This window comes from Variovorax sp. RA8, assembly GCF_901827175.1.
In the GTDB taxonomy this organism is placed as follows: Bacteria; Pseudomonadota; Gammaproteobacteria; order Burkholderiales; family Burkholderiaceae_C; genus Variovorax.
Genome location: NZ_LR594662.1, coordinates 968875 through 994315, shown reverse-complemented (window position 1 = coordinate 994315; position 25441 = coordinate 968875). Strand labels below are relative to the sequence as shown.

The window sequence follows — 25441 nt, the reverse complement described above, 5'->3', positions numbered from 1 at the left end:
CGCGCCTGCCTACAGCAGCGCCATGAATTCGCCCAGGTTCAGCGGCTTGAGCAAGTGGTGGTCGAAGCCGGCCGCCGCAATGCGATCGCGGTAGCCCTGCTGCCCCCAGCCCGTCAGCGCGATCAGCTTCAGCTCCGTGCCGCGGGGCCCGGCTCGCAGGTGGCGCGCCAGCTCGCAGCCGTCCATGCCGGGCATGCCGATGTCGAGCACGGCGATGTCGATCTCGTGCTCCCGAGCGAACTGCAGCGCCTCCTCGCCGCCGTAGGCGACCAGCGCGGTCGCGCCCATGGTCGCCAGCAGCTCGGCCAGGCTGTCGGCCGCGTCCCGGTTGTCGTCGACGACCAGGATCGTGCCTTCGATCGAGGGCGCCCAACCGTCCTGCGACACCCGCGAGCGGCGCCGGGACACGGACGCGCTCTTCGCCAGCGGCAGGCGCACCGTGAAGGTGGCGCCGCGCCCCAGGCCCTCGCTCGCGGCCTCGATGCTGCCGCCTTGCAGCTCGACCAGGCTCTTCACCAGCGTGAGGCCGATGCCGAGCCCGCCTTGCGCATCGCGCGCCGTGCCGCTCACCTGGACGAACATCTCGAAGATCGACTTCAGCATGTCAGGGGCCAGGCCGGTCCCCGTGTCGCTGACGGCCACGACGGCCTGCCGGCCTTCCTGGCGCGCGGTCACAGCCACCCGCCCGCCCGCGGGTGTGTACTTGGCGGCGTTGTTCAGCAGGTTCGAGAAGACCTGCGTGAGGCGCACCGCATCGCCCCGCACCACCAGCGGGTCGGCCCCGAGTTCGAGCGTGAGCGAATGTTGCGCTCGATCGAACAGCGGCCGGCTCAGCTCGATCGCGTCCTCGATCACCGCATCGAGCAACACCGGGCCCAGGTGCAGCTCGATCTTGCCGCGCGTGATGCGCGAGACCTCCATCAGGTCGTTCACCAGGCGCACCATGTGCTCGACCTGGCGGCTCATGAGCTCGTAGTACTTCACGGCCTCATCAGGCGGGGGCTTCTTGCGCGACAGCAGGGACAGCGCCGTGCCCAGGGGCGCGAGCGGGTTGCGCAGCTCGTGGGCCAGCGTGGCGAGGAACTCGGTCTTGCGCTGGTCGGCATCGCGCAGCCCTTCGAGCAGGCTGCGCAGCTCGTACTGCCGGCGGCGCGCACGCAGTGCTGTGCGCACCGCGCTCACCAGCGCGGCCACGCGCATCGGCCGTTCGATCACCGTGACGTTGGCGAACTCGTCCATCGCGTTGGCGACGGCGCGGGAATCCGCCCCCTGCCGCGCCAGCACCAGCACCGGCACGTCGGACCAGGGCGGCTGCACGCCCAGCGCACCCGTGAGCTCGACCAGGGCCGGGCCGGCGAGCACCTCCTCGGCCAGCATGATGGCGCCGGCACCGCGCGCCAGCTCCTGTACCAGCGAGCCAATGTCCTCGCACACGTGCGAGACGAAATGCGCGCGTTCCAGCACTGTGCTTGCCATTGCGGCGTCCCTCGAGGTCGCCGTCCGCAACAGGATGCGCTCGTCGAGATCTGAAGGAACAACGCTCACGATGGCGTCCGGACTCCGTCGATGGGGATCGGGATGCCCGTGAGGATGCCCCTGAAATTGCGCAGCGGCTGCCCGACATGGATGCCCTGCGAATCCAGCGAGAAGGAGCGGATGGTGCGCTCGTGCGCGCCGCCGCGCTTCTTGAGCACCGAGATCGCCTGCCTCACCTCGCCTTCGGCCTCGAAATAGCGCAGCAGCACCACCGAGTCCGCCAGGTAGCTTGCATCCACCGCCGTCTGCATCTGCGTCCCGATCAATCCATGCTGCGCGCCGATCAGCATGGTGGCCACGCCGTGCTGCCCGAGGTAGGTCAGCAACTCATGCAACTGGACGATCAGGAAACGCTCGTCGGGCATGGCGTTCAGATAGCCGTTGAGGCTGTCGATCACTACCACCGTCGCCTTGTGCTGCTCGACGACAGTGCGGATCTCATGGACGAACTCGCCCGGCGACAGTTCCGCGGGGTCGATCTGCCGCACGCGGATGTGTCCAGACGCGAGGAACGGCTCGAGGTCCATGCCCAGGCCCTCGCAGCGCGTGCGCAGGGTGTTGATGCTCTCGTCGAAGATGAAGAGCGCCGCGCATTCGCCGCGCCTTGCCGCCGTGATGGCGAACTGGACCGCCACGCTCGACTTGCCGGTGCCCGGCGCGCCCACGAAGAGAGTGCTGGTGCCCTTTTCGATGCCACCGCCGAGCAGGTCATCGAGCGCGCGCAGCCCGCTGGCCATGCGCGTCTGCTGCACCAGCAGCGTGTGCTCAGAGGCCACCAGCCGCGGAAACACCTGCAGCCCGCCGCGAGCGATCTTGTAGTCGTGATAGCCGCCGCGGAACTCCCTGCCCCGGTACTTGGTGACCAACAGCCGCCGGCGCGATGCGCCGTAGTCGGGGTTGAGCTGCTCCAGCCGGATCACCGCGTGCGCGATGCTCTGCACCTGCAGGTCCTGTTCGGTGGCCGTCAGATCGTCAAGCAGCAGGACCGCGCATTGCCGGCCGGTGAAGAACTGCTTGAGCGCCAGGATTTGCCGGCGGTAGCGCAGCGACCCGCCCGCCAGCAGGCGCAGCTCGGACAGCGAATCGAACACCACACGGCTCGGCTTGATCTTGTCGACGTCGGCCAGGATCCTGAGCGTGGTCTCGCCGAGCTCCACCTCCGAGGGGTGGAACATCGTGTACTGGTCGTCCGGCTCCAGCGCATCCTGCGCCGGCAGCATTTCCCGCACCTCGATGCCGCCCAGGTCCCAGCCGTGCGAACTCGCCACGCCCTGCAGCTCCTGCGCGGTTTCGGAAAGGGTGACGTACAGCACCGCCTCGCCATTGGCCACGCCCTCGCGCAGGAACTGGATCGCCACCGTCGTCTTGCCCGCGCCCGGCGCGCCCTCCAGCAGGTACAGCCGGTGGGCGGTGAGACCGCCGCCGAGCACGTCGTCGAGTCCGGGCACGCCCATTTTCAGCAGTTCGGCCGTTCGCTCGTCGTGGTCGCCGCCGGGGGGCGGTGGGGTGCTCGCGCTCATATCCAACTCCGAGAAAGTGCTGTAGCAATGGATCGAAGAGCCGCTGAATGTAAGGCTTGACATCCAGCCGCGTTGTAGGGGGTCATCCCCATCTTTCTGTCCGCCTGTGCCCTGCCCCGGCTCGTTCTTCTCGTCTTTCGGGAGGATGACGGCCGGGCTCGCCCGGGCGCCCAATCGGGTTATGCGGTCGGGGGTCCGGCCGTCAGGGAGCCTGTCATGAAAACACCTCTTGCCGTGTCCGTGCTCGCCCTGGGCTGCGCGCTACTCACAGGCTGCAACGCACAGCCTGGCATCCTCTACACCAGCCACGGCGCCGATTTCGACGTGATGAGCCTCACCGACACCCAGGGCGACTGCGAGGGCCTTGCCCGCATCGCCTACCTGACCTGGTGGGGCACCGAGACCCTGAAGGGCTGCTGGATGCGGGAGCGCGGAGAGATCGTCGGGCGCTTCCCCGGGGTGGAGGACAGGCGGCTGCCCGTGGGCGAGTTCCAGCGCACGGAGCTGGCGGAGTACCGAGGGGCCACGCTCAACTGAGGCAGCGTGCCGGGGCCGCGCCGCCCCGTTGCATGCGGTGGCGCTTGGACTGACACTCGCCCCCACCGGATTGCGTCACGATGCGCAGATGCCTTCAGAAAACCGCCATGCCGAGCAACACCGCTCCCGGGAAGGGTCCGCGGGGGCCCGCGCAACCCGACCGATGCTTCTTCGCCGAACTCTTGCAGCGCGCCTCGGCCCGCGCCGCGTCGATGCCCTGCGCACGCTGGTCGTGCCGCTCGTGGCCGGTCTGGGCGTCGTGCTGTCGCTGTTGCTGTTTTCGCTCCTGGCCAGCGAGGTCATCGAGGGCGACACGCACGGCCTCGACATGCAGTTGCTCGAGGCCGCCGAGCGCATCAGGACGGCGCACCCGCGCTTCGGCGAGGTCATGCGCGACCTGAGCGGCCTCGGCAGCGGCGTGGTGCTGAGTTTCCTGGTGGTCGCTACCGTGGTCTACCTGGCGCTGCTGTCGTCGCGCACCTCCGCGGTCCTGGTGGCCGCTTCCACCGCAGCCGGCGCCGTGCTGATCCACCTGCTGCTCAAGCCCGCCTTCGGGCGCCTGCGGCCCGAGCTCCCCTTCGCCGACCACGGGGCCTGGGGCATGAGCTTTCCGAGCGGTCATGCCAGCATGTCCGCGATCGTGTTCCTCACGCTCGGCGCGCTCCTGGCGAACACGCGCAGCCGCTGGGTGGAGCGGGTGTTCATCCTGGCGATGGCGGCAGTCGCGACCTTTCTGGTGGGCGTGAGCCGGGTGGCGCTGGGGGTGCATTGGGCGACCGATGTGCTGGCGGGGTGGGCGCTGGGGGCCGCGTGGGCCACAGGCTGGTTGCTGGTGGCGCATCGGGTGCTCCGGGCGGAGAGGACGGACTCCGGCGGTAGACGGCAGTAGACGTGCGGTAGACGGCGGTAGACTGCGACAAGGACGATCGGCGCGGCGGCTGCAAACCTCGGCCAGGCGTGCAGCGTCGACAATGAGCCAAGGAGGGAAGGAAATGCAAAAAGTCGCAGTCATCGGTTCCGGGCCGAGCGGGTTGGTGGCCGCGCGCTACCTTCGATCGGAAGGGTTCGCGCCCGTGCTGTTCGAGCAGGCGGCGACGCCGGGTGGCCAGTGGAGCGGCGACGCGAGTTGCAGCGGCGCATGGCCCTCCATGCGCACGAACACCAGCCGCGTGCTCACGCAATTCAGCGACCTGCCGCACGTGCCGGGGCTGGCCACCTACCCGTCCAACCGCGAGATCGGCGACTACCTTCAGCGCTATGCAGCCAGGTTCGACCTGCCGTCCCGGACTCGTCTGGGGACGCCCGTGCGCGAGATCCGGGCCGAACCCGGCGGATGGGCGGTGCGGCACGGCGCCGAGGCGGAATTCTTCGAGAAAGTCGTGGTCGCCAGCGGCCGGTTCCAGCACGCGTGCATCCCCCGGGTGCCGGGCCTGAAGTCGTTCTCCGGCGATGCCGGCGTGGCGCATACCAGCGCCTACAAGGACCCGGAGCGGTACCGGGGGAAGCACGTTCTCGTGGCCGGCTGTGCGATCAGCGCCCTCGAGATCGCCAGCGACCTCTGCATGCTCGGTGCGGCCCGCGTCGTCGTGTGCAACCGGCGCCAGCGCTACGTGCTTCCGAAGCTGATGGCCGGGGTCCCGTCCGACCATCGCGTGTTCACGCGCTACCAGGCGCTGGCAGAAGAGTCGCTGCCGCCCGGCGAGTTCGGTGCGATGCTGAAGGAACTGGTGCTGGAGGCGGTGGGCAGCCCGGAACAGTACGGCGCACCGAGGCCCGCTGACAGCATCCTCGACGCTGGCCTGACGCTCAGCCAGCACTACCTCCCCCTGGTCGCCGAGGGCCGCATCGAGGTGCGCCCGTGGTTCGACCGTGTCGACGGCACCCAGGTCCGATTCGGTGACGGGCGAACGGAGGCGTTCGACGGCATTCTCTTCGGCACGGGCTTCGAACTGAGCATGCCATTCCTGAGCGAACCGATCCGCCGCACGCTCAACCTGGCTGCGCAGCGCCTCGATCTCTACAAGCACACCTTCCATCCGGAGCTGCCGGGGCTTGCGTTCGTGGGCATGTGGGATCAGTCCGGACCGATGTTCCCGCCACTCGAATTGCAGGCGCGGTGGGTGGCTTACGTATGGAGCGGTGCCGTCGCACCTCCGACCCCCGAAGAGATGCACCTGGGCCTCGCCGCATGTCGCGCCCATGGCGACAAGCCGCGCAAGACGAAGATGAACCTGATGGCGTTGCTGTTCGCGCGCGCCGCCGGCGTAGAGCCCGACCTGGACCGCTGGCCTGGGCTGCAGCGTGCCCTGCTCTTCGGCCCGCTCGCGCCGATTTCATTTCGGCTGCAAGGCCGGGATGCGCTGCCGGACGCGGCGAGCCGGTTCGCCAGCGAGGCGATGGCGTTCGGGTGCATGCAGTCCCCTGATTTCTGCGCTGGGGAGTTGCAGAAACTGGAGCGGCTGGGGTCCGTACCCATCGACTGAACCAAGACCCGGATGCGGGTATCGAGCGCCCAGCGAACGCGCGTGTCGCGCGCCAGTCCCTTGCCGCCATCGGGCGAGCGTTCGTAGGCGGTAATGGTGATGGTCATCGGCGGGCTCTCCTGGCGAATCATCGGCTGCGGGGCTGGCAGGCTTCAACGCAGACTCACCGAGAAATCGACATTCGTCAGAGCTCGCGCCACCTCGTCGTCAGCGAGACCCTGCGGCCTCGCGGGTAGCCGAATACTTCGGACGGATCGGCTATTTCGAGCTCGGGAGGAAGTCCCGGATCGCCGCGGCGATCTGGTCGCAGTGCGTCTCCAGGGCAAAGTGGCCCGTGTCGAAGAACTTCACCTGGGCCTCCTTGATGTCGCGCTTGAAAGCTTGCGCGCCTGCCGGCAGGAAGAAGGGGTCGCCATTGCCCCACACCGCCAACAGCGGTGGCTGGTGCTTGCGGAAGTAGGCCTGGAAGGCGGGGTAAAGCTCGACGTTGCTCGCGTAGTCGAGGAACAGATCCAACTGCGCCTCGTGCGCACCGGGTCGCGCCATGTAGTAGTTGTCCAGGCCGTAGCCGTCCGGCGACACGAGCTGCTTGTCTTGTACACCTGTCACGTACTGCCAGTACGTGGTCTCGGGCGTCAACAGTGCGCGCAGCGCATCGCGATTCGCTTGCGACGGCTCCTGCCAGTAGGCGCGGATCGGATTCCAGCCCTCGCTCAGGCCCTCCACATAGGCATTGCCGTTCTGCGTCACGATGGCTGTCACGCGCTCGGGATGATCGACTGCCATGCGCAGGCCCGTGGGCGCGCCGTAGTCGAACACATACAGCGCGAACCGGTCGAGGCTCAGCAACTCGGTGAATCGGGTCATCACCCTTGCCAGGTTGGCGAACGTGTAGTCGAAACGATCGCGCGGCGGCAAGTCGGATTGCCCGAAGCCCGGCAGGTCGGGCGCTATGACGTGGTAGCGGTCGGCGAGCTTCGGGATCAAGTCCCTGAACATGTGGCTCGAGCTGGGAAACCCGTGCAACAGCAGCAGAACCGGAGCTTGCGCCGGCCCGGCTTCGCGATAGGCGACGCCGAACCCGTCGACGTCGATTCTTTGGTACTTGATGGCATTCATCTTCATGACCTTTCATGGCTTGTCGATAACCCTGAACAACAATCTTGCAGGCTACCCTTGGCATGATAACTAGTTTGATGTCTCTTATTTGGTTACTATATGATCAGTGAGGTGGCGCCGTATGGTGACGACGGCGAATGCGCCATCGGAGATAACTGCATTCCCTGGGGTGGATCTTCTCTGAGCTCTCCTTCACGGCTCCGTCACTCTTGATACGAGCCTGGTCAACTACAGATAACCTCTCCCGTATATAAAACAAAGGTTACATGAGATCGAAAAGCAAGCAAACCGCGCGGACCTTGACCGGTACGCAGGCCACGGGGAAGAAACGGCCGCCGGCCATCCTCGTCGCCGGTGCATCCGCGCTGGACTTCCTGAACTCGATCGCCTCGCCGGTGGACCTCCCGGTCGAGTGGATCGAGACGGGTGAAGACCTTCTCGATTGGCTGGCGCAGGCCAACCTGGTCGAGTCCACGGTGCTCGAACGCATGCGCGCATCGGCGGGCCCGGGCGAGCTCGACGCTGTCGCCCTCCAGGCGCGCGGGCTGCGCGACTGGTTCCGCACCTTCGTCACCGCCCACATGGGCAAGCGGCTTTCGCGCGATGCGATCCGGGAACTCGAACCGCTGAATCGGCTCCTGGCGCGCGACGACGTTCATGGTCGATTGGTGCCTCGCGGCAACAACTCGATCGCGGAGGGGGTCTCTGGCCTCGAGTTCGTCACGGACCGACGTTGGCGTTCGCCGGAGGCCTTGCTGCTGCCGGTGGCCAAGGCAATGGCGGATTTCCTGACCACGGTCGATTTCAGCGACGTGAAGGGATGCGAATGGCACAGCTGTACCCTGCTCTTCGTCGATGGGACGAAGGGCCGCATGCGCCGCTGGTGCAGCATGGCCGTATGCGGCAACCGGGCCAAGCAGGCCGCACATCGGGAACGTGCCGCCAACGCGAATTCCAGGGCTGAATCGAAACTCTGAGGGCGAACATGCGCCAACGGCCCCAGGCGAGGGCGTCAGGCGAAGCTCGGCAGTTCGAAGGCTGTGACGCGCGGCGGCGTGCCTGTGAACTTCTGGACCTGGACGAGGCAGCTCTGTGCCGCACAGCCCTGGGACAGGCGCGAGGCGCCGATGTCTGCCGTCAGCATGTTCGGGTTGCCGTGCTTGTCCGTGCTGGGGTCGCCCCAGTTGTCGGGGTCGAACCAGGCGCCGGTCGAGAGCTTGACTACGCCCTGGCGGATCTCGTCCGAGATTCGCGCCGCCGCGAAGCACGCGCCCCTGCCGTTCCACAGGCGCACCACATCGCACTCGCCGATGCCGCGTGCGGCTGCATCGTCCGGATGCATGAGCAGGGCTTCGCGGCCGTCGATCTTGTGCTCGCGGCTCGACGCGCCATGGTCGAGCTGGCTGTGCAGCTTCGACGCAGGCTGGTCGGAAAGAAGATGTAGCGCACCGCCTCCCTGAGGACACGCGCCGAGCCACTCCCGCGGCGGGATCCACCGGGGATGGCCCGCGCAGTCCGGCACGGCGAAGCCATCGATCCTCGCACTGAAGATCTCGATGCGGCCGGACGGCGTCGCGAGCGGATGCGCCGCGGGGTCTTCGCGGAAGCGATCCAGCATGACCACGGGCGCGCGATGCTGCCCGAGGTCCAGCAGACCCTGCTGCCAGAACACGTCGAAGGGCGGCAGCTCTACGCCGGCGCGTCGTGCGCGCGCGCTGCAATCCTCGTACATCCACTGCAGCCACTCCTGCACCGAGCGTCCCTCGGAGAAGGCCATTTCACAGCCCAGCCGTTGCGCGAGCGCGCCAAAGATCTGGTGGTCGTCGCGCGCCTGGCCTACCGGCGCGATCGCCGGCTTCATCGCGACCATGTAGCGCTCACGCGCCGCAAAGCCGATGTCGGCGCGCTCCAGCGTGGTGGTCGCCGGCAGGACGATGTCGGCCAGCTTCGCAGTGGCGTTCCAGAACTGCTCGTGCACGATGACGTGCGGCACACGGCGCCATGCGGTCAGCAGACGGCGCAAGTCCTGGTGATGATGGAAGGGATTGCCACCCGCCCAGTGGATCAGCGCGATGTTCGGGTAGCAGTGCGAACCACCGTTGTAGTCGAAGCGCTCGCCGGGCCGCTCGAGCATGTCGGTGATGCGCGCGACGGGAATGAAGGCGGACACGGCGTTGGACCCCTGCGGCAGGACCGGGCCGCCGAAGCGCACGTCGCTGTTGCCCATCATGCCGCTCGCGCCGTACCCGACCCCGAAGCCGCCCCCGGGCATGCCGACCTGCCCCAGCATCGAGGCCAGCGTCACCAGCATCCAGAAGGGTTGCTCGCCATGTTCAGCGCGCTGCAGCGACCAGGCGACGTTCACCATCGTGCGTCGGGAGCGCATGCGATCGGCCAGCGCCACGATCTCGGCCATCGGAATGCCGGTGAGCGGCTCGGCCCACGCGGCGTCCTTCGGTTGCCCGTCCGAATGGCCGAGCAGATATGGCTCGAAGCGCTCGTAGCCGGTGCAGCAGCGGCCAAGGAATGCCTTGTCGTGCCAGCCGCGATCGACGAGCGTGTGCGCGAGCGCGAGCATCAGCGCGGTGTCGCCGTGAGGCCGGATCGGCAGCCAGCGGAAGGCAGCGCCGACATCGAGGTCGCTGCGCACCGGGCTGATGTTCACGAACTCCACGCCGGCGCGCGCCATGCGCCGGAGGGCTGCGTCGACCTGGTGCTCGCCGATGCCGCCCGGATTGATCTGCGCGTTCTTCGCCGACACGCCGCCGAAGCTCACGAACAGCCGGCACTCGCGTTCGAGCACGTCCCAGCTGGTGTGCTGCTGCATGAGTTCGTCCATCGGCGCGACGATGTGCGGCATGAGGACGCGCGCCGCCCCCAGGCTGTATGAATCGACGCTGCGGACATATCCGGCGGCGCAGTTCAGGAAGCGATGGATCTGGCTCTGCGCGTGATGGAAGCGGCCCGCGCTGGCCCAGCCGTAGGAGCCGCCGAAAACGGCCTCGTTGCCGCGCTCCGCGATGGTGCCTCGCAGCGCCTCGGCGGCGAGATCGAGTGCCACGTCCCATTCGACTTCCACGAAAGGTTCCAGTCCTCGCTGCGCCGGCGCGGCACCGGGTCCGTCACGAAGCACGCTTTGCCGCACGGCCGGGCGGCGCACGCGCAGCGGACCGGTGCAGGCTTCCAGCATGCCGCGACCGATCGATGCCGGATGGGGGTCGCCGGAGAAGGGGCGCAGCGCGATGCCGCTGCCCCGCTGGATGATCTCGTGGATGCCCCAGTGGGTGGAAGTGAGCCGGGGCATCTGCGGCCGGTGCGCTCACGCGCGTGTTCCCGCGGCATTGGCGTAGCCGGAGACGAATTCCTTGACCGCGCCAGTCTCCGGGTCGAATACATGACGGCGCTGTCGGCCGATGTCGCAACCATAGGCGTGGATGCTGATCGACACCCGGTCGCCGTGGGCGTTGCGAACACGGTGGATGTCTCCTAGCGCGGGCGAGACGAGCGCCGTGTCGCCTGCCTCGAGCGTTTCCTCCGGCCCGTCGGGGACGAGGCGCCCGGTCTCGCGCCGGTAGCTCTGCGACAACTCCGCGCCGCGAAGCATGCCGATCACGCCCCAGGTGCAGTGATCGTGCACCGGCGTCATCTGGCCGGGCCCCCACACGAAGCTCACCACGCTGTAGCGCCCCTGCGGGTCGGCATGCAGCAGGTACTGCTGGTAGAAGCGCGGATGCGGGACGGTGAAGGCAGGGTCCAGCCAGTCGTCCCGACCCACCAGCTGCCGCATCAGCTCGCACGCGCCCTCGTGCACTGCCGCCTCGGGCAGCGCGGCCGCGACCAGGCGGTCCATGCCGGCCACGAAGCGCGAGAGCGCCGGCGAGAGTGACGAGACCATGGCGTTCATCGAGGCGGCATTCACTCGATGCGGATGTCGTTCGCCTTGATGAGCCGGCCCCACTTGGCGTGCTCGTCGGCAACCTGGCGCGTGAAGTGGTCGATGCTTGCATCGGCCTCGCCCAGGCCCGAGGCGGCCAGGAAGTCCTTGAATTCCTTCGACTGGTAGGTCTCGCGCAGCGCCGCATGCAGCTTGTCCAGGATCGGGCGCGGCGTGCCCGCGGGCGCGAAGAAGGCATACCAGCCGACCAGGTCGAAGTCGCTGACGCCAAGCTCCCCGAGGGTCGGCACGTCCTTGAGCGCGGCGATGCGCTTGGGACCGGCGACCGCCAGGATGCGCACGCTGCCCCGGTTGGCGAAGTTGATGGCCGAGACCACGTTGTTGAACATGTAGTCCAGGCGCCCAGCCACCAGATCGATCATCGCGGGCGCGTCGCCCTTGTAGGCGGAATGCACGGCGTCGGTGCCGAGCTTGCCATTCAGGGTCGCGCCAAAGATGTGCGCCGTGCCGCCGTTGCCCAGGCTGCCGAAGTTCATCTGGCCCTTGTGTGCCTTCGCATAGGCCACGAACTCGGCATAGTCCTTGACGGGCAGGGTGCTCGGCACGATCAGCGCATTCGGCGCCAGGGCCGCCAGGCTCAGCGGCTGCAGGTCCTTGAGCGAGTCGTAGGGCATCTTCTGCATCCACGGCAACTGCTCGATGCCGCCAGGTGCGTTGAGCAGCAACGTGTAGCCGTCCGCCGGCGACTTGGCGACAAGGTCGCTGCCGAGGATCGTGCCGGCCCCTGGGCGGTTCTCGATCACGATGGTGGCGTTCAGCCGCTTTCGCAGGTCGTCGCCGACTTTGCGCGCCATCGTGTCGATAGCGCCACCCGGCGGGAAGGGCACGATGAGCCGGATCGGCTTGTTGGGATAGTCGCTTGTTGGCTGGGCGAGGCTCGTGGCGCAGAACATTGAGCCGAGAAGCAGGAGTGCGATGGCGCGGCGTGACGTCAAGATGACCTCCGGGAGTTGAGTGGACGAGGGTGCTTGGACAGCTTTGGGCGGCGGCGGCGGGCGTTCATGGCGAATCCGCGATCAGCGGAATGAAGCCGGGCAGCGCGCGGATGCGCTCGATCCATCCGCATACCGAGGGGTGCGGCCGCAGGTCGTAGCCGCCCATCTCCGCCATGCTGGTATAGGGGAACAGCGCGATATCCGCGATCGTGCAGTGCCCACCGGTGAGGAAGGGCGTGCAGGCCAGCCGCGTCTCCAGCGCGGCCAGTGCCTTCTGTCCTATCTGGCGGAGATAGGCGATCTCGTCGGCATGCTTTTCGCCGAGTCTTGCGATGGACACCAGGTAGCGTGGCCGGGCGAAGTAGCGCAGGTGGTCGAACTGCTCGAAGAACAGCCACTGCAGCACGCGCGACTGCTCGCGCGGTGTGGACGGCAGCCACGGCGTATCACGCGCCAGGTGGATCAGGATCGCGTTGGACTCGACCAGGGGCGTGCCGTCATCCAGCACCAGCACCGGCACGCGCGCCAGCGGGTTCAGGCGCAGGAACTCCAACGTCCTGGCTTCGCCTGCCGCCAAGTCCAGCACCTTGCGCTCGAAGGGGAGGTTCAGGAAGCTCAGCAGCAACCGGACCTTCCAGCCGTTGCCCGATTGCCTGCTGTCGTAGAGGGTGATCATCGTGTGGTCTCAAGCCTGCGGGTCGAGCGCATAGCGCGCCAGCTCCACACCGAGCGCCTGCTCGACGTCGGGATAGACGGCGGGGTCGTAGATGCCCGAGCCCATCGGGAGATCCCGTTTGCTGACTGCGAATATCACCGCGGGTGTGCCCGGCGGCATCTCACTGATCGCCAGCACCTCGCCCGTGCGCTGATCCATTGCCGCGATCAGATCCGGAAAGGTGGCGAGCCGCACGCCGTCCCGGGACGCCGTCATGAATTCGTTGCAAACGCCCAGCGCCACCTCTTCGCCGGTGGCCTCGTCGCGCACATGCACGCTGCCCAAGTCGAATCCCTCGCGGTAGCCCACCGCGTTGACGACGACGACGCCCTGCGCGAGCACCCGGCCCCGCGTGAAGCGCAGTGCGGCCTCGATCTGGCTGGCCGGCGACGCGCCTGCATCGAGCAAGGCCCGGCCCAGCCCCAGTTGGTAGCCGATGGCGCCGAGCGCGCCGGCTTCGCGCACGAGGCCGGCCTTCAGGGGGCCTCGTGCCGCCATCACGAGGCCGCCGTTTTGCACTGCCGCCGCGCGCATCAGCGCGGAGGTCACGAGCGTATTGCCTTGAACGGTGATCTGGACCTGGTCGCCCACGCCGCACTGGAAGAGCGTGAATTGCGGCCGCGACGACAGGCCCAGGCTGCCCATCTTGACCGTCGGATGGCCGCGGCCGTTGCAGGCGGCGTCCAGCAGCGGCACCTTCAGCGCGGCGGCCAGCAGCCACGCGTAAATGCCCGGCACGTGACCGGGTATCACGGCGCCGGGCGACACCCCGGAAGCCGCGACCAGGTTCTTCGCGGCCCTGATGGAATGATCGGGGTTCGCCAGATGCTTGCCCCCGCCCGGCGCGCCGACGGCGGTCGCAATCAGCAGGTCGGCATCGGAGGGCAGGGCATCGATCGGCGCCAGCTGCACTGGACCCAGCGAGAAGGCCTTCTCGGCGAAGGCGCGGTCCTTGGGCGCGCGTGCCTTGCCGCTGCCGCCGGCCGACAGCAGCGTACCGCCTGCGATGGCCGCCTCGGCGTCGCGGGCACCGAGCGTCGTCGTCATTCACCGCCCCCGATCTCGATACCCAGGCCGTGCAGTGCGCGGGTTTCTCGCGCGACCTCGTAGCCGGCGTCGGCATAGCGGATCACGCCGATGCCCGTGTCCGCGTCGAGTACCGACTTCAGCTTGAAAGCAGCCATGGGCGTGCCGTCGGCGATCGCTGTCTGACCGGCGCTGGCGGACTTGTCTCCGTTGGAATGCAGCGCGACCAGGCTTGCGCCGTTGGAGCACGCGAGCATCGCGTTCAGAAGCGGCCAGTCGGAGACCGCGTCGCTGCCGTCCTGCATCTTCTCGGTTTCGCGATAGGGCGAGGCGACCGAGCCGGCATCGAGGTGGTCGCGCGTGAAGGCGATGGGTGCGGAGATGCGGCCGTCTGCAACCGCCTCGTTGACCAGGAGCGCCAGCTTTGAGCGCTCGCCGTGGCCGAGCCAGCCGATGCGTGCAGGCAGGCCCTGGAACTGGATGTACTTCCGGGCCATCGGTATCCACTGGCGGATCATGTGGCCCTCGGCGAAGGTGCTCTCGATGATGCCGTCGATGGCCGCGATGTCCTTGGGATCGCCCGATGCGGCGATCCAGCGGAAGGGGCCAATGCCGCGGCAGAAGAGAGGGCGGATGAACAGTGTCACGAAGGACGGCAGCTCGCCGGCCTCCGGCACGCCCGCGGCGACCGAGCGGGCCCGCAGGGTGTTGCCGTATTCAAAAACCACCGCTCCATCGTCGCGGAAGCGGAGCATGGCGCGCGCGTGCCGCGCCAGCGTGGCCGCCGCCAGCGCCAGGGCCTGTTCGGGATCAGTGCGCACCAGCTGCGCGGCCTCAGCCGGCGACAGCCCGGAAGGCACGTAGCCACGATAGGGGTCGACCATGCACTGGTCGGTCACGATGTCCGGCCGCAGTTCCTTGCGGTGCAACGCCTCGAACACATCGGCCGCGTTGCCGACGATACCGACGGAGCCGCCCTCCCTCTCGGCCGCGAGCGTGCGGATGCGTGCCAGCGCGTCGTCCACCGAGGTCGCGATCACGTCGAGGTATCCCGTGTTCAGGCGCCTCTCGAGCGAGACGGGGTCGACGTCGACGACCAGCGTCGCCGCCCCGGCCATCTTGCCAGCCAGCGGCTGCGCGCCGCCCATGCCGCCGGCGCCGGCCGTCAGGATGATGCGGCCCGCCAGGCTGCCGCCGAAGTACTGCTCGGCGGCGCTCACGAAGGATTGGTAGGTGCCCTGCACGATTCCCTGGCTGCCGATGTATTGCCAGCACGCCGCCGTCATGCCGGGCAGGATCGTCAGGCCGCGCTTCTCCAGCTCGAACATGTTGGCGTCGCCCGCCCAGCGGCCGGCCACGTTGCCGTTGGCGAGCAGCACGCGCGGCGCGAAGGCGTGGGTGCGGAAAAGACCTACGGGCTTGCCGGACTGCACGACCAGGGTCTCGTCGGCCTCCATCGTCTTCAGCGTGCGCACGATGGCGTCGAAGCAATCCCAGTCGCGGGCGGCCTTGGCCGCGTTCATGTAGATGACCAGGTCTTCGGGCCGTTCGCCGTTCTCGATGTTGTTCTCCAGCAGGCGCAGGATGGTCTCCTGCTGCCAGCCCTTGCACCGCAGGGTGGTGCCGCGGGCGGCCTTGATGTTGCGTGGGGTCTTCTCGGCTTGCATGTGGAGTTCTAGGTGTGGCGGGAGAGTTGCGCATCGAGCCTGGCCAGCGTCCGGTACAGGACGCGTGCGCCATCCAGCAGCTGCGCGGGTTCGATCCATTCTTCGGGACAGTGGCTGCGGCCGTTCAGGCACGGGATGAAGATCATGCCCATCGGGCCGCAGGCCGCCAGGTAGGCGGCGTCGTGGCCTGCGCCGCTCGGCAGCCGGCGCGACGCGTAACCCAGGTCGGCGGCGGCAGCTTCGGCGGCGTCCATGACCAACGGCACGCAGGCGGTCGGCTCGGCCCGGCTCAGGTGCGTGACGGCCACGGAAAGGCGCAGGGCGGCGAGGCGCTGCTCCACCGCGCCGAGCACGTCCTCTGCGAAACGATCGAGCACACCGGCATCGTCGCTTCGCACCTCGAGCACCATCTCGACGGAGCCCGGCACGGCGTTGGGCACGTTCGGTGTCAGCGAGAGCCGGCCGATGGTCGCGACCACATAGTGCGGCCGGCCGCTGAGCGCGCAGGCGCGGGCGTGCGTCGCCTCGATGATCGCCGCCGCGCCGACGAGCGCGTCGCGGCGGATGTCCATCGGCGTCGTCCCGGCATGGTCGGGCTGGCCCAGGACCCGGATCAGCACGCGTCGGATCCCCACGATGTGGGTCACGATGCCGATCGGCAGCTTCTCGCTTTCCAGCACCGGCCCTTGCTCGATGTGGAGTTCGACGAACGCGGCCACCGATCCGGCAGGCCGTAGCGGCGCCGACAGCGCCTCGGGCCTGCCGCCCGCGCGGCGCAGCCCCTCGGCGAGCGTCTCGCCTGCCGGGTTCCTGGCGGCCAGCATGGCGGCATCGAGTACGCCGCTCAGGCCGCGACTGCCGACGCACGAGATTCCGTAGTCGCTCGGCTCCTCCGACAGGAAGTCGACAACTTCGAGCGGATGTTCCAGCTCCACCGCGTTTTCCTTCATGGCCCGCGCGACCTCGATGCCCGCGAGCACGCCGATGATGCCGTCGAAGCGCCCGCCGCCGACCACCGTGTCGCAGTGCGACCCTGTCATGAGCGGCATCAGCCCGGGCCTGCGGCCGTCGCGCCGACCGACGAGGTTTCCGGCTTCATCGAGCGAGACCGTGAGGCCGGCCGCTTCCATCTCTTCGCGCAGCCAGTCGCGAGACTGCAGGAAGAGCTCCGAGAACGCTCGCCGGGTCCAGGGCAGCTCGGGCTGGGTGAAGCGCGCGAGGGATTCCACCCGTGCCCACAGGCGCTGCGCATCCAGCGGCGGCATCGCGCTGCTCAAGCCGTCGCCCCCTCGACGTGCGGCGTGCGGGGCCGCAGGAAGCGACCGAAGCCCTTGTCGTTGCGGATGGACGGCTGGGCGCCCAGTTCGAAGGCCGGGACGCCCCTGCAGTAGGTGGCGACCACGCGCGCCGTGAATTCCATGCCTTCGAAGGAGCTCCACTGAACGGCCGCAAGGCTCGCCGACGGATCGAAGGCATAGCGCTCGGGCTTCAGGAGGACGATGTCGGCGTCCGCGCCGACGGCGAGCGTTCCTTTCCGGTCGTCCAGCAGGAAATGCCGCGCCGGGTTCCGGCACAGCTGCCGCACTGCCATGCTGGGCGGAAGGCCATGCTGCTCGCAGCCGGTCCAGAACGCGGGCAGCAGGGTTTCGAGTCCGGGGCCGCCGGAGGAGTTCTTGAAGACGTTGGGGTTCTGCTTGCGCTCCAGGCCCCAGCTCACGTGGTCCGAGGAGACGAAGGTGCAGTCGTCGTTCGCGATGTGGGTCCACAGCAGCTCGGTCTCCGCCTTCGGGCGGATCGGCGGGAAGTGCTTGGTCTTGGCGCCGAAGCGGCGTGTGTGCTCCTCGTGGTTGAGCATCAGGTACTGCACGCAGGTCTCGATGCTGGCCTTGTGGCCGGCACGGCGGTACATGTTGCAGACCTCGAAGCCGCGCGCCATCGAAACGTGCACGGCATGGGCGCGCGCGCCGGTCTCGGCGCCGATCTCGTAGATGAGCGTCGTCGCGAGGTTCTCGATGAGCGGGGTGTGGGCGCGCATGAAGGCGTCCCATCCGGTATCGCCGGCCTCGATCATCCGCGTCACGTTCTTCCGCGTCAGCTCCTGCATCTGGTTGTGAACGCCGCATGCCAGGCCGGACGGCGCGATGAGGCGGAACGCCTCGTACAGGTCGTCTTCCTCGACCCGCGGGAACCGCCCGGGCGTCGCTTCGAAAGTGGAGAACTTGAAGGCGCAGACGCCGCCCTCGATCAGGCCGGCGGCAGCGGCCATGCCGTGCTTGTCGTTGAGCGTGCCGTAGAGCGCGACATCCACATGGCAGTCGCGCTCGACTTCCGCGATCTTGGCCTCGAGCTGCGGGCGCGAAGCCACCGGCTCGGGGTCGTCGTAGGGCATGTCCACCATGACGGTGACGCCGCCCGCGGCGGCCGCTCTCGAGGCCCAGCCCAGGCCTTCCTGGTTCGCCTGGCTGCCCGAATGGACCTGGCCGTCGACCACGCCGGGAAGAATCCAGAGGCCGCGCGCATCGACCTTGTCGCGCGCCGAAGGCGCCGGCCCCGCGCCCCGCGCGGCGACCCTGCCATCGCGCACACCGAGCCATCCGTTCTCGACCCAGCTGTCGGGGTCGACGATGTTGCCCTGGATCACAAGCTCGAAGTCGTTCATCGCGTGGGGGCCTTCGCGTGCGCGCAGGCCGAAGTGGAGTAGATGCGACGCAGTTTAGGAAAGGGCGGTCACAATGTCGCATTCATATTTGCGCACCTTGCATAACACAAAGCTATGACCCACCGGAGGCCGGCCCGATGCGGATGAACCTGCGCCAGATCGAGGTCTTCCGCACCATCATGGTGACGCGCTCGATGACGGGCGCGGCCAAGGCGCTGCACGTTTCGCAGCCTGCGGTGAGCCGCCTCGTCTCGCATACCGAGCTGCGGCTGGGCCTGAAGCTCTTCGAGCGCATCAAGGGCCGGCTCTACCCGACACCCGAGGCCGAGCAGCTCTTCGCCGAGGTCACCGCGGTCTACAACAGCGTGCAGCGCGTCAACCAGGTGGCCGAAGACCTGCTGGACCATCGATCGGGGCTGCTGCGGGTGGCCTGCAGCGCCAACCTCAGCCAGTCGCTGATGCCGCGCGCGATCGGCGACTTCATGAAGCGCCATCCCAAGGTCCGGATCCTGCTGCAGACGGAGTCGCCGCAGGCGCTGCTGCAGCATCTCTTTGCACAGCAGGTGGACATCGGGATCGCCTACATGCCGATCACCCACCCGGCCGTGTCGATGGAACTGCTCTACGAGAACCGCATGGTCGCGGTGCTGCCGGCGGACCATCGGCTCGCCGCGCGCCGCGAGGTGCACATCAACGACCTGGTCGACGAACCCTTCATCGGCTATTCAGGCGACATCCCCTTCGGCCAGCTCGTGCGGCAACTGTTCGAGAAGGCGGAGCGCTTGCCGCAGGCTCGCATCGAGGTCGAGCAGGTGCATGTCGCATGCGAGCTGGTCGCCACCGGCGTGGGCATCGCCTTGGCGGACGCCCAGACCATCGAGGGCCGGGAGTGGAGCGGCATCGTGGCGCGTCCGGTGGCGCCCCATGTGCCCATGCCCGTGCATGTGTTCTACCCGCTGTACAAGCCGCTTTCCCGCGTGGCGCAGGAATTCGTGAAGACGCTCAAGAGGCCGCGGGCGAGGCGCGCATGAGCTGGCGGGCGGTCAAGAAGAGTCCGGGCCCAAGCAATGCCACTCGGTTTGCCCGCCAACGGGCGAAGCAGTCTGGCGCCAGCGACAGCCGCAATGCGTGCACCGGCAAATGCGAGCGTGGCAGCCAACATGGGGCGACGGGGTTGCCGGGAAGTGACTGAGTGCTGGTGTGCCGCAGCAACTCCAGACCAGCGACATGTCCTGTTCCGATGGCATGCCAAGCCAGCGAAGCACGCGCGGGATCGTCCAGTGTCGAGCGATGCTGATGACCATGTCCCCTCGCAGCGCACCGTCATGCCTGGCCTAGGCGCCCACTTTGCAGCCGGCCATCAGTTCGATGGCGCGAACCAGCGCCGAATGGTCCCAGCGAGCCCCGCCCTGTGCGACGCAACTTCCGAACATCTGCTGTGCCGTGGCCGTGTTCGGCAAAGCCATGCCAAGGAGGCGCGCGCTCTCCAGCGCGAGGTTCAGGTCCTTCTGATGAAGTGAGATGCGGAAGCCAGGCTCGAAACGCCGGCCGGTCATGCGTTCACCATGCACCTCGAGCACCTTGGAGGCTGCGAAGCCGCCCATCAACGCCCGACGCACGCGTTCCGGGTCCGCGCCGGCGCGGACCGCAAATACCAACGCCTCCGCAACGGCCTGGATGTTCAGCGCGACGATGATCTGGTTCGCGACCTTGGCCGTCTGCCCGTCGCCGTGATCGCCCACGTGCGTGATGTTCTTGCCCATCAGCGCGAACAACGGATGCGCTGCTTCGAAGACCTCTGCAGGACCGCCCACCATGATGGACAGTGTTCCTTGCTGGGCGCCGATCTCGCCGCCTGAGACCGGAGCGTCGAGGTAATGGCAGCCTAGCTTGCCGATGCGGCGCGCAATCGTCTTGGTCACGATGGGCGAGATGGAGCTCATGTCGATCACGGTCTTGCCAGGCGAAAGGCCGGCCGCCGCGCCTTGCTCGCCGAACAGCACTGCTTCGACGTCAGGGGTGTCGGGCACCATTACGATGATGGTGTCCGCGCGCTGGGCGACTTCGAGTGCGTGGGCACAGGCAAACGCAGAAGCTGCGATGTCCGCAGGCACGTCCCCATGCGTGAAGACCGAAAGAGACAGGCCTCCCTTGAGCAGGTTGCGGGCCATCGGCCGCCCCATGACACCGAGCCCGATGAAGCCGACGGACGGCATTTTGACTGGCATGCGATTTCCGATCAGTCGAGTTGAATGCTGGCGCTTTTCACCACGGCGGCCCACTTGTCGATGTCCGCACGGATGTAGCTGGCAAATTCCGTTGGGCTGTTCGCGGTGGTCCTGGCGCCCTGTCGATCGAACAGGGCCCGGGTTTCCGGCTCGCTCAGCGCGGCCCTGATGGCGGAGTTGAGTCGCTCAACGACCGCCTGTGGTGTTCCTGCGGGCGCAAGCACGCCGAACCATCCAATCACCTCGAAGTCGGCCAGCCCCGCCTCGGCTGCTGTCGGGACCTTCGGCAGGATGGGTAGACGATCCTTGCCGGTTTGTGCCAGCGCCTTGAGTTTGCCTCCCTGGATGGACCCGATAACCGCAGGTACGCTGTCAATTTGCACATTCAGTCGTTGGGCCATCAGGTCGACGAGCGCCGGGCCGCTTCCCTTGTAGGGTATATGCCTCATATCCACCGCCGCGCGGGTTGCGAACAGTTGCCCCGCCAAGTGAGTTGGCGTTCCCACGCCGCCGCTTCCGTACGCAAGGGGCTGCTTTGCGGCCTTGGCCTGCCGGATCAGATCCGCGACGGAATCGACCGGAGAGGCGGCCGATACGACGATGACGTGAGGCGCTTCGACTACGAGGCTCACAGGAGCGAAGCTCTTGACCGGGTCGAAGGGGAGCGACTTGTAGAGCGTTGGATTGATGGCGAGATTGGCCGAGGACCCGAGCAGCAATGTGTAGCCGTCCGGCGCCGCGCGGGCTACGACGTCCGCACCGATGTTTCCTCCGGCTCCCCCCCGATTCTCGATCACGATGGGCTGGCCCAGTTGCTCGCCCAGCGGCTTCGACAGGATGCGCGCGACTGCATCGGCGGCCCCGCCCGGGGCAAACGGGACCAGCAGCCGGATCGGCTTGCTGGGGTACGCGTCCTGCGCGGAGGCGCAGGCAACGAGGCAGCTGAGGCCTAGAAGCAGGGTGATCCAGTACCGTCTTGTCATGGTCGTCTCCATCTGTGTTGCCCGGGTGAGGCGAGGTTGCCGAAGAGTCAGTCCGGCGCCGCGAAGTCGTAGAGCCGCGCGGGATTGGCGGCAAGAATGGCTTGGCGTGCACCCGCATCGGGGACCCAGTTGTTGAACAGGTCGAGCAGGTCGCCGTCGTCGGGCATATGCGCTTGCAGGTGGGGATGAGGCCAGTTGGTGCCCCAGACCAGACGATCGGTGCGTGTCGCCAGCAGCGCATCGAAGACAGGGCGCGCAGAGGAGTACTCGCTCGGATTGGGATATATCCGGTCGGCTCCCGAAAGCTTGACCCATGCCTGTCCAGAGGCAACCAGCGCCAGCATCTGCTGAAAGCCCTGCGAATCGACGTCCTCTGCAGACCTTGGACAACCCATGTGGTCGAACACCAACGGCACCGGCGGCCAATCGCGCAGTTGCGCCATCACGTTGGGCAGGTCGGAGGCGACGTCGATCCAAAGTTCTACGTGCCAGCCGATCTCCAGCAAGGCTGGCAACAACGGCCGCACACTCTCCATGGTCGTCCCACCCGCATAGCGTAGCCGGCCCTGGTGAAGGTAGTGATTCACGCGCACGCCACGCGCTCCCGCGCGATTCAACGCATGCAGTTGCTCGACGGATGTCTGCGGCGGAAGTGCGACCACGGCTCGCAGCCGGTCAGGCGCGCGCGCCACGGCCTCCAGCAGGACGCGATTGTCGGTTCCGTAGGGGCTGGGCTGGACCAGCACGCCACGCTCGAGGCCGAGAGTCCCTGCGCAAGCCAACCAGTCGTCCAGAGGAGCGACGGCAGGGGTAAAGCCACGATCCGGTGCCAGGTTGTCGCGGCCTTCCGCCGGGAAGACATGGAAATGGCAGTCACACGCACCTCGCGGCGAGGCAGCCTTCGGCGTCTTCACATTGCGGGATGGGGGCAGAAAGCCTTCCATGGCGATGCTCCGGATCCGGCCTATCGAGCCATGTGTTCGAACTTGTCGAAGTACCAGTAGCCGAAGCGCGAAAGGCCGCGCCGTGACAGTTCCACGTACAGCAGTTCATGCGGGTAGATGTTGCCGACATTGACCTCCGGACCGAAGGTCTTGAAAGTCCAATCGTGGTAGTCGGGCCAGCCGAAGGGGCCCGGTTCGATCAGCACCTTCTCCAGGCCGACACGCCGGACGAGGTCGACCACCGGGGAAGGGTCCTTGCCCTCCCCTTTGTAGTGGTCGAGTTCGGAGCGTTCGAGGACCACGTGGGCGACGCCCATGCCCAGGTCCCGCATCATCGTGTCGTAGGCCTCTGCGAGGTCGAGGGGAGCCTCGGGATTCTTCTTGCCGAGTTCGGTGTCCACGAACAAGCCGAGGTCGAGCGCCATCTTGATGTGGTCATCGCGTTCCTGGTCCGTCGATGCGCGGTAGCTCATCGCGTCCTCGGCAATTTCGAGGCCGTCGAATCCCGAGTCGCGAACCCACTTCATGAACTGTGGAACCTTGCCCTGCACCAGCGCTACCTGGTAAGGCACGCCGCCGGGGAAGGTCTTGATGCCCTTGGCGCGGTACATGCCGAGCTTTTCCTGCAGCCAGCCGCTCGGAAGGGCGCCCCCGAAGGCGAGCCCGATGTGAATGAGCTTGGCGTAGTCGATGCACTCCGATGCGGTTTCCAGCAGCGCGGCCTGCTCCGCCAGGGGCATGAACATGTCGTAGAGGCCGGTTTCGCCGCCGCGACGCGGCTTGGGGCGAGAGGGTAGATCGAGGAAGCTCATCTGGTTTTCCATGGCGTCGTCCTGTGGCGGTTGTAGGATGTGGCAAATTCGCACTCACTGTGAATTCAAATTGAATGCAATATGAATGCACCAACGAAATCTAGCAGCTTGCCCCCTACCGCGCAAGACAGGGCTTACACCTCGATCAAGGAGGCGGTGATCAATCTCGACTACAGGGCCGGCGAGTCATTGAGGGCGCAGGAGATCGCTGCACGCCTGGGCCTGAGCCGCACTCCGGTGCGCGAAGCCCTCGGGCGCTTGCAGCAAGAGGGCCTGGTGCGGCACGACTCCGGATGGGGCTACGTTGTCCGGGCCATGACCCAGAAAGAGATCAACGATCTTTTCAATCTGCGCGAGGTCCTTGAGGTTTCGGCAGCGGTCGAGGCCATGACCTTCCTGGACGAGGCCGGAATCGAGAAGCTGGCCGGCTTTCTCAAGTCGGCACGGCGTGAGCTGCAGCGCGGCCAACTGGCGAAGACTCGGGCACTCAACAGCGACTTTCGCTTGGCGCTCGCCAGCGCGAGTCGAAACACGCTGCTGTCGCAGATCCTGTTGACCATCAACGACCGAGTACGCTGGCTTGGGTCCATGCAGATCCAGTCCCGGCCAGGACGGGTGCAGGAAAGCCTGGAAGAAAACGAGGAGATCCTCGAGGCGCTGAAGAGCCGCGATGCCGCGCTGGTGAAGAACGCAGTCCTGAACCACGTGAGGCGCGCACGGGAAAGTGTCATGACGAACGTTGCACCCTTCCTCTAGAGAGAAAGTGCTGACCCGGAACGGTGCGAGCCGTGTCGACGAACACGCCTCATCGACTGGAGGGCAGGTCTCAGCCCCGCAGTGCCGCCTCTATCGCGGCGATGTCGATCTTTCCCATGGTCATCATCGCGTCGAACGCGCGCTTGGCTGCCGCGCGATCGGGGTTGACCAGCGCCTCGGTGAGGACGCGCGGGGTGATCTGCCATGACAACCCCCACCGGTCCTTGCACCAGCCGCACGCGCTTTCCTGGCCGCCATTGCCGACGATCGCGTTCCACAGGCGGTCGGTCTCGGCCTGGTCGTCGGTTGCGATCTGAAACGAGAAGGCCTCGTCGTGCTTGAACTGCGGGCCGCCGTTCAGCCCGATGCAGGGGATGCCGGCGACGTTGAACTCGACCACCAGCACATCGCCCTGCTTGCCGTCGGGATAGTCGCCCGGTGCACGGATGATGGCGCCTACAGCGCTGTCGGGGAAGGTTGCAGCGTAGAAGGTTGCGGCGTCAAGGGCGGCGCCGTCGTACCACAGACATACCGTGTTCTTGCTGGTCATCGTTTCGCATCTCCTGAAGAACTGAACCTCCATCCTAAACTTCCCTCCGCTCCGAAACCCGGTCGCTGGAAGGGTCGCCTGCTTGTGTATGCCTTAAGTCGTATTTGAGCCGCCCCATGGCAGGCGTAACCTGCACCTCGACCCAGCGGTGTACAGACATTCGCCGTTCGGCGTCCTGCACAAATGACCCAGCGGGCCGACGCCCGCCCTTGCTCGATGCGATGCGGTCGGTCCGCAGGATCCCCGGCCTCAGCCAACGCACTCCGGTCCTGTCATCACAGGAGCAGTCATGAACTTGCTCAATGTGCTCAAGGCCGCGGCGATCGTGGGCCTGGCATTCGGCGCTGCCGCATGTCATCAAGGCAGACAACCGCTCGAGTCGGCGCAGGCCGCGGCGCGAGCCAACGGCGAGAGCGTCGAATCCGCACAGAACCGGGCAACGGATGCCGGGGTAGTGCGCACGCGTGTCGACGCCTATGTCGGCGAGATCTTCGCGAGGGAGCTGAAGGAACTCGGTTCCAAGCCGCCGGACGAGGACGCTCCGAGCTTTTGAGGCGTAGACAATCGCGCCGCGACGCCTTCAGGACCCGATGACCTGGGGATCCCCGCTCGCCCCCAGGTGCTGGCGCACCTGCTGCGCCAGCGAGCCGAAGATCCTTCCCGCCAGGCTGGGTTCATCGCGGCCGAAGACGATGCGGTCGCAGCCGTAGTCGCGCGCGGCCATGGCAATCGTCTCCGCAGTGCGCCCCACCAGCACGGTGCTGGCGTAGGGCACCCCGGCCAGGTCGAGCAGGCTCTGCGCGTACTGCAGATCCTCGGCGCCTGCCTCCAGCTGCAGCTCGAGCAGCTCGCGTGCACTGAAGAGCATCGCCACATGGCCCGAGACCTTGGGCTGCACCCGCAGCAAGCGAACAGTCACCCGGTCGCTTCGACGCATGCGCAGGACCTGCTCGATGGCCGAGCGGGTTCGTGCCGGCTCCTCCGGATCGATGGGTACCAAGATGCGCGTCATGCGG

General features: G+C 67.2%; 24 protein-coding genes and 1 pseudogene. 7 read left to right on the top strand and 18 right to left on the bottom strand.

The window, feature by feature from the left end:
• Positions 1-9: 9 nt before the first annotated feature.
• Both E5P3_RS04760 and E5P3_RS04755 read right to left on the bottom strand, forming a co-directional pair.
• The gene (locus E5P3_RS04760; protein ID WP_162584919.1) at positions 10-1476 is read right to left on the bottom strand and encodes a hybrid sensor histidine kinase/response regulator; all 1467 of its coding nucleotides are present in this window, start codon (positions 1474-1476) and stop codon (positions 10-12) included.
• 65 nt (positions 1477-1541) lie between these two features.
• Positions 1542-3056 (bottom strand): ATPase domain-containing protein, encoded by a 1515-nt coding sequence (locus E5P3_RS04755; RefSeq protein ID WP_443083231.1) that lies wholly within the window; start codon positions 3054-3056, stop codon positions 1542-1544.
• A 216-nt stretch (positions 3057-3272) separates the two neighbouring features.
• Here E5P3_RS04755 and E5P3_RS04750 point away from each other — a divergent pair, with 216 nt between their 5' ends.
• The 3 genes from E5P3_RS04750 to E5P3_RS04740 all read left to right on the top strand — a co-directional run bounded on the left by E5P3_RS04750 (position 3273) and on the right by E5P3_RS04740 (position 6076).
• Complete coding sequence (locus E5P3_RS04750; protein WP_162584918.1) at positions 3273-3593, top strand: hypothetical protein; 321 nt, start codon at positions 3273-3275, stop codon at positions 3591-3593.
• Positions 3594-3756: 163 nt separating this feature from the next.
• Positions 3757-4482: a phosphatase PAP2 family protein gene (locus E5P3_RS04745; RefSeq protein WP_162584917.1), complete on the top strand. Its 726-nt coding sequence runs from the start codon at positions 3757-3759 to the stop codon at positions 4480-4482.
• Positions 4373-6076: a flavin-containing monooxygenase gene (locus E5P3_RS04740; RefSeq protein WP_332107367.1), complete on the top strand. Its 1704-nt coding sequence runs from the start codon at positions 4373-4375 to the stop codon at positions 6074-6076. The genes E5P3_RS04745 and E5P3_RS04740 overlap by 110 nt, the downstream gene beginning before the upstream one ends.
• Before the next feature lie 20 nt (positions 6077-6096).
• Here E5P3_RS04740 and E5P3_RS35685 read toward each other — a convergent pair.
• Together E5P3_RS35685 and E5P3_RS04735 are read right to left on the bottom strand one after the other, a co-directional pair.
• A pseudogene (locus E5P3_RS35685) lies at positions 6097-6183 on the bottom strand (glutathione S-transferase family protein); the annotation flags it as partial.
• Between the two features lie 151 nt (positions 6184-6334).
• Positions 6335-7195: an alpha/beta fold hydrolase gene (locus E5P3_RS04735; protein ID WP_162589536.1), complete on the bottom strand. Its 861-nt coding sequence runs from the start codon at positions 7193-7195 to the stop codon at positions 6335-6337.
• Positions 7196-7461: 266 nt separating this feature from the next.
• Here E5P3_RS04735 and E5P3_RS04730 point away from each other — a divergent pair, with 266 nt between their 5' ends.
• Positions 7462-8172 (top strand): CGNR zinc finger domain-containing protein, encoded by a 711-nt coding sequence (locus tag E5P3_RS04730; protein ID WP_162584915.1) that lies wholly within the window; start codon positions 7462-7464, stop codon positions 8170-8172.
• 35 nt (positions 8173-8207) lie between these two features.
• Here the strand turns inward: E5P3_RS04730 and E5P3_RS04725 are convergent, their stop codons facing one another.
• From E5P3_RS04725 to E5P3_RS04690, 8 genes are all read right to left on the bottom strand, one after another.
• Positions 8208-10499 carry a molybdopterin-dependent oxidoreductase gene (locus tag E5P3_RS04725; RefSeq protein WP_162584914.1) on the bottom strand — a complete coding sequence of 764 codons (2292 nt, stop codon included), beginning with the start codon at positions 10497-10499 and terminating at the stop codon, positions 8208-8210.
• Positions 10500-10514: 15 nt separating this feature from the next.
• Positions 10515-11090 carry a cysteine dioxygenase gene (locus E5P3_RS04720; RefSeq protein ID WP_443083230.1) on the bottom strand — a complete coding sequence of 192 codons (576 nt, stop codon included), beginning with the start codon at positions 11088-11090 and terminating at the stop codon, positions 10515-10517.
• 20 nt (positions 11091-11110) lie between these two features.
• Entirely contained in the window at positions 11111-12085 is a 975-nt protein-coding gene (locus tag E5P3_RS04715; RefSeq protein WP_162584913.1) for a Bug family tripartite tricarboxylate transporter substrate binding protein, read from the bottom strand.
• A gap of 64 nt (positions 12086-12149) precedes the next feature.
• The gene (locus tag E5P3_RS04710; protein WP_162584912.1) at positions 12150-12761 is read right to left on the bottom strand and encodes a glutathione S-transferase family protein; all 612 of its coding nucleotides are present in this window, start codon (positions 12759-12761) and stop codon (positions 12150-12152) included.
• A 9-nt stretch (positions 12762-12770) separates the two neighbouring features.
• Positions 12771-13847 (bottom strand): S-methyl thiohydantoin desulfurase domain-containing protein, encoded by a 1077-nt coding sequence (locus E5P3_RS04705; RefSeq protein WP_162584911.1) that lies wholly within the window; start codon positions 13845-13847, stop codon positions 12771-12773.
• Positions 13844-15493, bottom strand: coding sequence for a urocanate hydratase (locus E5P3_RS04700; RefSeq protein ID WP_162584910.1), 1650 nt, complete (start codon positions 15491-15493; stop codon positions 13844-13846). The genes E5P3_RS04705 and E5P3_RS04700 overlap by 4 nt, the downstream gene beginning before the upstream one ends.
• Positions 15494-15501: 8 nt before the next feature.
• On the bottom strand, positions 15502-16758 hold the full coding sequence (locus E5P3_RS04695; RefSeq protein ID WP_162589534.1) for a Zn-dependent hydrolase: 1257 nt from the start codon (positions 16756-16758) through the stop codon (positions 15502-15504).
• Positions 16759-16766: 8 nt separating this feature from the next.
• Positions 16767-18152, bottom strand: a complete 1386-nt coding sequence (locus tag E5P3_RS04690) for a dihydroorotase (RefSeq protein ID WP_162584909.1) — start codon at positions 18150-18152, stop codon at positions 16767-16769.
• 137 nt (positions 18153-18289) lie between these two features.
• Between E5P3_RS04690 and E5P3_RS04685 the strand changes: the two genes are divergently transcribed.
• Positions 18290-19183, top strand: a complete 894-nt coding sequence (locus E5P3_RS04685) for a LysR family transcriptional regulator (RefSeq protein WP_162584908.1) — start codon at positions 18290-18292, stop codon at positions 19181-19183.
• Between the two features lie 303 nt (positions 19184-19486).
• On the opposite strand, the gene E5P3_RS04680 is transcribed toward E5P3_RS04685, so the two are convergent.
• The 4 genes from E5P3_RS04680 to E5P3_RS04665 are packed head-to-tail and all read right to left on the bottom strand — an operon-like array spanning position 19487 to position 23131.
• Positions 19487-20368 carry a 2-hydroxy-3-oxopropionate reductase gene (locus tag E5P3_RS04680; protein ID WP_162589533.1) on the bottom strand — a complete coding sequence of 294 codons (882 nt, stop codon included), beginning with the start codon at positions 20366-20368 and terminating at the stop codon, positions 19487-19489.
• 23 nt (positions 20369-20391) lie between these two features.
• The gene (locus tag E5P3_RS04675; protein WP_162584907.1) at positions 20392-21363 is read right to left on the bottom strand and encodes a Bug family tripartite tricarboxylate transporter substrate binding protein; all 972 of its coding nucleotides are present in this window, start codon (positions 21361-21363) and stop codon (positions 20392-20394) included.
• A 47-nt stretch (positions 21364-21410) separates the two neighbouring features.
• Entirely contained in the window at positions 21411-22307 is an 897-nt protein-coding gene (locus E5P3_RS04670) for an amidohydrolase family protein (RefSeq protein WP_162584906.1), read from the bottom strand.
• A 20-nt stretch (positions 22308-22327) separates the two neighbouring features.
• Positions 22328-23131 (bottom strand): phosphosulfolactate synthase, encoded by an 804-nt coding sequence (locus tag E5P3_RS04665; RefSeq protein WP_162584905.1) that lies wholly within the window; start codon positions 23129-23131, stop codon positions 22328-22330.
• A 96-nt stretch (positions 23132-23227) separates the two neighbouring features.
• Between E5P3_RS04665 and E5P3_RS04660 the strand changes: the two genes are divergently transcribed.
• The gene (locus tag E5P3_RS04660) at positions 23228-23875 is read left to right on the top strand and encodes a GntR family transcriptional regulator (RefSeq protein WP_162584904.1); all 648 of its coding nucleotides are present in this window, start codon (positions 23228-23230) and stop codon (positions 23873-23875) included.
• 70 nt (positions 23876-23945) lie between these two features.
• Here E5P3_RS04660 and E5P3_RS04655 read toward each other — a convergent pair whose 3' ends face one another.
• Positions 23946-24425: a VOC family protein gene (locus E5P3_RS04655; RefSeq protein WP_162584903.1), complete on the bottom strand. Its 480-nt coding sequence runs from the start codon at positions 24423-24425 to the stop codon at positions 23946-23948.
• 289 nt (positions 24426-24714) lie between these two features.
• On the opposite strand from E5P3_RS04655, the gene E5P3_RS04650 reads away from it, so the two are divergent.
• Complete coding sequence (locus E5P3_RS04650) at positions 24715-24978, top strand: hypothetical protein (protein ID WP_162584902.1); 264 nt, start codon at positions 24715-24717, stop codon at positions 24976-24978.
• 27 nt (positions 24979-25005) lie between these two features.
• Here the strand turns inward: E5P3_RS04650 and E5P3_RS04645 are convergent, their stop codons facing one another.
• Positions 25006-25437, bottom strand: a complete 432-nt coding sequence (locus E5P3_RS04645; RefSeq protein WP_162584901.1) for a universal stress protein — start codon at positions 25435-25437, stop codon at positions 25006-25008.
• Positions 25438-25441: the final 4 nt, after the last annotated feature.

Coding starts and splice junctions, on each gene's coding strand:
- E5P3_RS04690 (WP_162584909.1), bottom strand. CDS start 18,152: ATGAACGACTTCGAGCTTGTGATCCAGGGCAACATCGTCGACCCCGAC.
- E5P3_RS04735 (WP_162589536.1), bottom strand. CDS start 7,195: ATGAATGCCATCAAGTACCAAAGAATCGACGTCGACGGGTTCGGCGTC.
- E5P3_RS04685 (WP_162584908.1), top strand. CDS start 18,290: ATGCGGATGAACCTGCGCCAGATCGAGGTCTTCCGCACCATCATGGTG.
- E5P3_RS04645 (WP_162584901.1), bottom strand. CDS start 25,437: ATGACGCGCATCTTGGTACCCATCGATCCGGAGGAGCCGGCACGAACC.
- E5P3_RS04740 (WP_332107367.1), top strand. CDS start 4,373: ATGTGCTGGCGGGGTGGGCGCTGGGGGCCGCGTGGGCCACAGGCTGGT.
- E5P3_RS04755 (WP_443083231.1), bottom strand. CDS start 3,056: ATGAGCGCGAGCACCCCACCGCCCCCCGGCGGCGACCACGACGAGCGA.
- E5P3_RS04695 (WP_162589534.1), bottom strand. CDS start 16,758: ATGCCGCCGCTGGATGCGCAGCGCCTGTGGGCACGGGTGGAATCCCTC.
- E5P3_RS04720 (WP_443083230.1), bottom strand. CDS start 11,090: ATGGTCTCGTCACTCTCGCCGGCGCTCTCGCGCTTCGTGGCCGGCATG.
- E5P3_RS04710 (WP_162584912.1), bottom strand. CDS start 12,761: ATGATCACCCTCTACGACAGCAGGCAATCGGGCAACGGCTGGAAGGTC.
- E5P3_RS04680 (WP_162589533.1), bottom strand. CDS start 20,368: ATGCCGTCCGTCGGCTTCATCGGGCTCGGTGTCATGGGGCGGCCGATG.
- E5P3_RS04730 (WP_162584915.1), top strand. CDS start 7,462: ATGAGATCGAAAAGCAAGCAAACCGCGCGGACCTTGACCGGTACGCAG.
- E5P3_RS04760 (WP_162584919.1), bottom strand. CDS start 1,476: ATGGCAAGCACAGTGCTGGAACGCGCGCATTTCGTCTCGCACGTGTGC.
- E5P3_RS04745 (WP_162584917.1), top strand. CDS start 3,757: ATGCTTCTTCGCCGAACTCTTGCAGCGCGCCTCGGCCCGCGCCGCGTC.
- E5P3_RS04650 (WP_162584902.1), top strand. CDS start 24,715: ATGAACTTGCTCAATGTGCTCAAGGCCGCGGCGATCGTGGGCCTGGCA.
- E5P3_RS04705 (WP_162584911.1), bottom strand. CDS start 13,847: ATGACGACGACGCTCGGTGCCCGCGACGCCGAGGCGGCCATCGCAGGC.
- E5P3_RS04725 (WP_162584914.1), bottom strand. CDS start 10,499: ATGCCCCGGCTCACTTCCACCCACTGGGGCATCCACGAGATCATCCAG.
- E5P3_RS04675 (WP_162584907.1), bottom strand. CDS start 21,363: ATGACAAGACGGTACTGGATCACCCTGCTTCTAGGCCTCAGCTGCCTC.
- E5P3_RS04750 (WP_162584918.1), top strand. CDS start 3,273: ATGAAAACACCTCTTGCCGTGTCCGTGCTCGCCCTGGGCTGCGCGCTA.
- E5P3_RS04665 (WP_162584905.1), bottom strand. CDS start 23,131: ATGGAAAACCAGATGAGCTTCCTCGATCTACCCTCTCGCCCCAAGCCG.
- E5P3_RS04655 (WP_162584903.1), bottom strand. CDS start 24,425: ATGACCAGCAAGAACACGGTATGTCTGTGGTACGACGGCGCCGCCCTT.
- E5P3_RS04700 (WP_162584910.1), bottom strand. CDS start 15,493: ATGCAAGCCGAGAAGACCCCACGCAACATCAAGGCCGCCCGCGGCACC.
- E5P3_RS04670 (WP_162584906.1), bottom strand. CDS start 22,307: ATGGAAGGCTTTCTGCCCCCATCCCGCAATGTGAAGACGCCGAAGGCT.